This is a genomic window from Tepidicella xavieri (assembly GCF_004363315.1).
GTDB classification, from domain to species: domain Bacteria; phylum Pseudomonadota; class Gammaproteobacteria; order Burkholderiales; family Burkholderiaceae_C; genus Tepidicella; species Tepidicella xavieri.
The window spans coordinates 179,447-186,722 of sequence record NZ_SNYL01000005.1; the positions used below are offsets into that span (position 1 = coordinate 179,447).

Annotated in this window: 4 protein-coding genes; all 4 read left to right on the forward strand. The window is 59.8% G+C overall.

Going from position 1 to position 7,276, the window contains the following annotated elements; translation table 11 throughout:
- Positions 1–10 precede the first annotated feature (10 nt).
- Positions 11–760, forward strand: coding sequence for an abortive infection family protein (locus tag DFR43_RS06205; protein WP_133596712.1), 750 nt, complete (start codon positions 11–13; stop codon positions 758–760).
- A complete protein-coding gene (locus DFR43_RS06210; protein ID WP_133596714.1) occupies positions 757–3,051 on the forward strand; it encodes an AAA family ATPase in 2,295 nt (764 codons plus the stop codon). Before DFR43_RS06205 ends, DFR43_RS06210 begins: the two co-directional genes overlap by 4 nt.
- Complete coding sequence (locus DFR43_RS06215) at positions 3,051–6,194, forward strand: type I restriction endonuclease subunit R (protein ID WP_133596716.1); 3,144 nt, start codon at positions 3,051–3,053, stop codon at positions 6,192–6,194. Before DFR43_RS06210 ends, DFR43_RS06215 begins: the two co-directional genes overlap by 1 nt.
- A 96-nt stretch (positions 6,195–6,290) precedes the next feature.
- On the forward strand, positions 6,291–7,181 hold the full coding sequence (locus DFR43_RS06220; protein WP_133596718.1) for a GIY-YIG nuclease family protein: 891 nt from the start codon (positions 6,291–6,293) through the stop codon (positions 7,179–7,181).
- The last annotated feature ends 95 nt before the right edge of the window (positions 7,182–7,276 follow it).

Sequence of the window (7,276 nt, forward strand, 5' to 3'; positions counted from 1 at the left end):
GAGGTCTTGTATGACCTTGGACTGGTGCCCCGGCATTCGCGAGGCCTGCAGCCATTGGCGCGATGCGCCGATGTTGCAGCAGACCTTCGAGGCGATGGAGCGCAATCTGGAGCAGAACAACGACGCGTGCATCGACTGCGCCAAAACCGTCGTCGAGGTGGTCTGCCGAGTCGTGGTGGAAAGTTTCCACACCCAGCAAGCTCCGCTCAAGCCGACGCAAGAGACGCCCTCTTTGTCGGACTGGCTGACGGCAGCAATTCGCGCCCTCAAGCTGGGCGATGTGCGTGATGACCGTTTCAAGAAGCTGGTGTCCAGCCACCACAAGCTGGCCGACGCGTTGAATGACCTGCGCAACAAGGCGGGCCCCGCCAGTCACGGCAAAGACCCGTATCTGGCGCGGTTGTCAGAACACCATCGCCGCAGCGCAGTGTTGGCGGCTGATGCCATCGTGGCCTTTCTGCATCAGGCCTATCTGGATGCGCAGCTCGACCCGATCAGTTCCCGCGAGCCGTGGGAGCGGTTTGCGCAGGACAACGCGCTGATCGACGCGCACGTCGGGCTGGCTGTGGACGCAGAGGACGGAGACTCGCCGACCTTGCGCTTCCTGCTGCCAGGCGGCGATGAGCTGCCCATCAACATCGAGGTCAGCCGTTTGCTTTACCAACTGGATCGGGACGCCTATGTGGAGGCGTTGAATACTGCGCGCGGGGCAGCGGCTTCTGCTGTGGTGCCCACCGATCAACAAGGAGGGCCAGTATGAAGTTGACGCGCATTGCCAAGCTCAAACTCCGGGTCTTTCGAGACTTCGCCTGGCCCAAAAACCTGCATTCGTTCGGTCGGTTCAATCTGATCTATGGCTGGAACGGCAGTGGGAAAACAACCCTGGCATGGCTGCTCTCTCTGGTCGAGAAGCAAACGGCACTCATCGAGGGTGAAGTTGAATTGGAGTTCGACGGCAACGCGAAGGTGAGCGGTTCTTCGTTTGCATCGGCGGGGCTTCCTCCGGTGCGCGTTTTCAACCGCGATTTCGTCAACGCCACCCTCTCTCAGACCAGCGGCATCGCGCCCATCTACTTTCTCGGCAAAGACAGCGTCGAAAAGCAAGCGCAGGTCGACGAACTAAAGAAGGAGCTCGCTGCCATCAAAGCTGAAGTGGCGGCAGCGGAAACCAAGAAGAAAGTCGCTGAGAAAGAACTCGACGATTTCTGCGTGGGGCAGGCCAGACACATCAAGGAACTGCTGATCACCGCGAACAGCCCGTCCTACAACAATTACGACAAGCGCAAGTTCAAGCAAGCCGTCGAAGCGCTGGATGCACAGGGCGTCGCAGCCGCGATGCTCGCCGATGAGGACAAAGCCCGGCTTCGCAGCCAGAAGGACGCTCAGCCCAAACCCAACATCGACAAGGTTGCGGCTCCATCCATCGAACTGGACGCGCTGATACAAGAGGTTGATACGCTGGTCAACCGCTCTGTCGTTGCTCAGACGCTCGATGAGCTGGCCGGCAATTCCAGGCTTGCTGCATGGGTACAGGAAGGGTTGGTTCTGCACTCGGGAGAACATGCCTCGGAGACTTGCCGCTTTTGTCTGCAACCGCTCCAGGCTACGCGTCGTGCAGCCCTTGAAGCCCATTTCAACGACGCCTTCGCGAGATTTCAGCAGGATTTGGCAAATCTTTTAAAGAGGCTGGAATCGATCAAGCAGGCGTTGGGATCGCTTCGACTCCCTGATACTTCGCGCTTTTATGAGGCGCTCGCTTCTGATGCATCGGCATCGAGCCAAAAGGTTTCTGCGGCATGCTCTACAGTAGAAGCCGCGATTGAAGCGCTCATTGCGCGTGTGGCGGCTAAGCGCGACCAGCCATTTGCGCCTGCCGCCACGGCGATACCCATTCCTAGTTCGATGGGGGTTTCCCTCAGCGACGCTGTTGCTGAGTTCAACGCGACCATCGAGAAGCACAACGCGATTTCAGCGGATTTCAAGGCGCGGGTGGATGAAGCTTGCGAGAAGCTGGAGGCATCGTATGTTGCCGAGGCACAGGCTGAATTTGCGCAACGTTCCGAAGCTGTAAGGTCAGCAACCGCTGCACTGGAAGTCGTCAAAAAACAGCACGCGGATGTGCAGGCGAAGATCGAGGGGCTGGAGCGTGAAATCCTCGAACATCATCGCGCCGCTGACGAATTGACAACCGAGTTACGCGCCTACCTTGGCCGCGACGAGCTGCGCTTTGAAACGAAAGGCACAGGCTACGCTTTGACCCGCAACGGCGAGTACGTAGCGCATTTGAGCGAGGGGGAGCGTACCGCGATAGCGTTCTTGTATTTTCTCAAGTCATTGCAGGATAAGTCTTTCGATCTCAAGAACGGGATTGTCGTCATTGACGATCCGGTGTCCAGTCTTGATGACAACGCGCTGTTTTCGGCTTTCGGCTACATGAAAGAGCGCACCAAAGAGGCCGGGCAGCTTTTCATCTTCACGCACAGCTTTTCGTTCTTCAGGCTGGTGAAAAACTGGTTTCATTACCTGCCGGGACAACGCAAGAATCAGATCGATCTCAGGCCGGCCAGGTTCTTTCTGCTTCGATCTCGCCGGCACGCCGACGGATCACGAACCAGCGAGCTAGGGTATCTTGATCCTCTTCTCGAGGAGCACGAATCGGAATACCAGTATCTGTTCAAGCGCGTCTACCAGGAAGCCAACCGTAATGATGTGGTCGAACTCGAACACCACTACGGATTGCCCAATGTTGCCCGTCGCCTGCTGGAGGCTTTCTTAGCATTCCGCTTTCCCGATATGAGCGGCGATCTGCAGCCGCGCCTTGACCGTGTGTCTTTTGATAACGCGAAGAAAACCCGCATCCTGCGGCTTCTCAATACCTACTCGCATGCAGGTGCAATTTCCGATCCTGAGCACGACCTTTCTCTCCTTGCTGAAACGCAGCCCGTTCTGCGCGAGGTATTGGAGCTGATGGAGGCTGTGGACAAGGATCATTACGACGGTCTTATCAAAAGGGTTGCGCCGTCTACCGTCGAAGAACAAGGAGAACCGTAATGGCGTTTCTGTCGGAGGCCGCCGTGGAGCAAGCGCTGCTGGATCAGCTGCGTGCGCTCGATTACAGCGTCGAACGTGAGGAGGACATCGGCCCCGATGGACACCGCCCCGAGCGTGAGAGTCACGATGAGGTCGTCCTCAAGAAGCGATTCGAGGACGCCGTCGCGCGGCTAAACCCCGGCCTGCCATTGGAGGCACGTCAGGATGCCATTCGTAAGGTAACACAGTCTGAACTCCCCTCACTGCTCGAAGAAAACCGTCGCCTGCACCGGCTGCTGACGGAAGGGGTAGACGTCGAGTACTACGCCGAGGACGGTACGCTGACGGCGGGCAAGGTCGCGCTCATCGACTTCGACCATCCAGAGCAGAACGACTGGCTGGCGGTGAGCCAGTTCGTGGTGATCAACGGCCAGAACAACCGGCGGCCCGATGTGGTGGTGTTCGTCAATGGCTTGCCACTGGCGGTGATCGAGCTCAAGGCCCCAGGCAGCGAGCAGGCCACGCTCGTCGGTGCGTTCAACCAGTTGCAGACCTACAAGCAGCAGATTCCAGCGTTGTTCAATACCAATGCGCTGCTGGTCACCTCGGACGGCATTGCCGCCAGGGTGGGATCGCTGTCGGCCGACATGGAGCGCTTCATGCCCTGGCGCACCACCGACGGCACGGACGTTGCCCCGAAGGGAGCTCCGGAACTTTCGACGTTGATCGAGGGCGTGTTCGAGCATCGCCGCCTGCTCGATCTGGTGCGTCACTTCACGGTGTTCGGTGAAACGGGGTCCGGCCTGATCAAAATCATCGCGGGCTACCACCAGTTCCACGCGGTGCGACACGCGGTCAACCGCACGGTGACGGCGTCCTCGCCGGAGGGTGATCAGCGCGTCGGGGTCATTTGGCACACACAGGGTTCCGGTAAAAGCCTGCTGATGGCGTTCTACGCAGGCCTTCTGGTCAAACACCCAGCCATGGCCAACCCGACGCTGGTGGTGCTGACGGACCGCAACGACCTCGATGACCAGCTGTTCTCGACCTTCTCGATGTGCCGCGACCTGATCCGGCAGACACCGGTGCAGGCCGAGGGGCGCGAACATCTCAAGGAACTGCTGGGTCGCGCCTCGGGCGGCGTGATCTTTACCACCCTGCAGAAGTTCGGCGAAATCGACGGGCCGCTGACCCAGCGGCGCAACGTGGTGGTGATCGCCGATGAGGCGCACCGCAGCCAATACGGCTTCAAAGCCAAGGTGGACGCCAAGACCGGCGAAATCTCCTACGGCTTTGCCAAATACCTGCGCGATGCCCTGCCGAACGCTTCGTTCATCGGTTTCACTGGCACGCCCATCGAGGCCGACGACGTCAACACCCCGGCCGTGTTCGGCAACTACATCGATGTCTACGACATCAGCCGTGCGGTGGAAGACGGCGCGACGGTGCCGATCTACTACGAATCGCGGCTGGCGCGCCTCGAACTCGACGAGGAAGAAAAGCCCAAGATCGATGCCGAGGTCGAGGAATTGACAGAGGGCGATGAAGTCGCCGACCAGGAACGCTTCAAGAAGAAGTGGGCCACCGTCGAAGCCCTGGTGGGCAGTGACAAGCGCCTGGCGCTGGTGGCCAAGGACATCGTGGCCCACTTCGAGGATCGCGTCGCGGCCCTCGACGGCAAGGCAATGGTGGTGTGCATGAGTCGCCGCATCTGCGTGAAGCTCTATGACGAGATCGTGCGGTTGCGTCCCGATTGGCACAGTGAGGATGACAGCGCCGGCGCCGTCAAGATCGTGATGACGGGCGCGGCCTCTGATCCGGCCGAATGGCAAAAGCACATCGGCAACAAGGCCCGGCGCGATCTCTTGGCCAAGCGTGCCCGCGATCCCAAAGACCCCTTGAAGCTCGTGATCGTGCGCGACATGTGGCTGACCGGGTTTGACGCGCCCTGCATGCACACGATGTACGTGGACAAGCCCATGCGTGGCCACGGCCTGATGCAGGCCATTGCCCGGGTGAACCGTGTGTTCCGCGACAAACCGGCGGGGCTGATCGTCGACTACATCGGCATCGCGCAGAACCTGAAAAACGCGCTGGCGCAGTATTCACCACGTGACCGCGAGCAAACGGGCGTGGACGAGGCCGAGGCGGTGGCGGTGATGATGGAGAAGTACGAAGTCGTGCGCGACATGTTTCACGGCTTCGACTACGTTTCCGCGTTGAACGGTACACCGCAGGAGCGCTTGGGCGTGATGGCCGGGGCCATCGAGTGGATTCTCGACCTGCAACAAAAGCTGGCGGCGAAAGAGCAGACGAAAGAAGGCAAGAAGAACGCGCACCGTCGTTACCAGGACGCCGTGCTGGCCTTGTCCAAGGCGTTCGCGCTGGCCGCCGCCAGCGACCAGGCCCGCGCCATCCGCGAGGAAGTGGGTTTCTTCCAGGCCATCCGAGCCGCGCTGGTCAAGAGCCGCACGGGCTCCGGCATTACGCAGCAAGAGCGCGAATTGGCCATCCAGCAGATCGTCAGTCGTGCGGTGGTCTCGACCGAGATCGTGGACATCCTGGCCGCTGCGGGCATCAAGAGTCCGGACATCTCCATCCTCTCCGATGAGTTCCTCGCCGAAGTTCAGCAGATGGAGAAGAAGAACCTCGCACTGGAAGCTTTGCGCAAGCTGATCAACGACGGCATTCGCTCTAGAGCCAAGGCCAACGTGGTGGAGACCCGCGCGTTCTCCGAACGATTGGAGGACGCGGTGGCGCGCTACCACGCCAACGCCATCACCACCGCCGAGGTGCTGCAGGAGTTGATCCAACTGGCCAAGGACATCCGTGCTGCCCGGCAGCGTGGTGAAGAGTCCGGCCTGTCCGACGAAGAGATCGCCTTCTACGATGCCTTGGCCGAGAACGAGAGCGCCGTGCAGATCATGGGCGACGACAAGCTCAAGCTGATCGCCCACGAATTGCTGATGAGCCTGCGCGAAAACGTGTCGGTCGACTGGGCTCATCGGGACTCTGCTCGCGCCCGGATGCGAGTGTTGGTGAAGCGCATCCTGCGCAAGTACGGCTACCCGCCCGACCTGCAGGATGCCGCCGTGCAGACGGTGTTGCAGCAGGCGGAGGCGTTGTCGTCGGGGTGGACGCTTTCGCGTGGAGGGATTGTTTGAAATGAGTGATCGAGAAATTGATCGTAGAAAGTACGGCTGGTCGGCAGCGTTTCGCGTAACCGCCCAGCGTGCTTTGCGAGTGCCGGAGAGCGACTAATGCAGCCGTTTTCAATCACCCTTTTCGCCACGACCGGCGACCCCGAAGGGATTCGTCACGTCGACAAATCGAACTGGTCGGGTTACGGCGTCGTCTTCAACAAAGAGCTTTTCCATCAGTTGAAGCAGGAGCCCGGCTTCTCGCAGGCCGGTATCTACATCCTCGTCGGCAATGCCGCCGAAGAGACGATCTACATCGGCGAGGCCGATCCGGTAGGTGATCGGCTAAAGAATCACGTCTCGAACAAGGAAGGTTGGGTTTGGGGCGTCTACTTCTTCGACCGCAACCACAAGATCGGCAAGACCGAAGTTCAGTACCTGGAATCGGCGCTGGTTGCCCTGGCCAAGAAGCACGACCGGGCCATTCTGCTGAACAAGAACAACCCCACGGCTCCGACGATGGCCCCCGCTGCGAAGGCCACAGCCCAGGCGTTCCTCGCCGACATGTTGCTGATCCTGCCGATGCTTGGCATCAACGCTTTCACCCCGCCTAAGCAGGAAGACCCAAGCGATCAGGTGCAGCCAGTTGGTTCGGAGAACGACAAGTTCGACACCATCGTCGTTCCCGCCCGCGAGGAAGGATTCAAGCAGCGCTTCCTGAACGAGAACTGCTGGTTTGCCGTTCGGATCAATGCGAAGCACATCTCGAAGCTGAAGTTCATCGCTGCCTATCAGGTCGCCCCCGTCGCAGCGATCACCCACATAGCCGAGGTCGAGACCATCCTGCCTTACAACGACACCGGAAAGTACATGATCAAGTTCAAAGGACCGGCGACTGCGATTGTCCCGATCCCGCGCCCGGAGAACAGCGAGGTCAATATGCAATCCTCGCGTTACGCGCTACGGGAAAAACTGCTGGCGGCAAAAAATCTGGACGAAGTTTGGGCCTAACAGGCCGTTGAAAAACTCCCCTGTGGCCGGTCTTGGTACGGGTACCATGTGAGCCACGGCGACGACGACCAGACACCAGACACCGAAGATGAGAG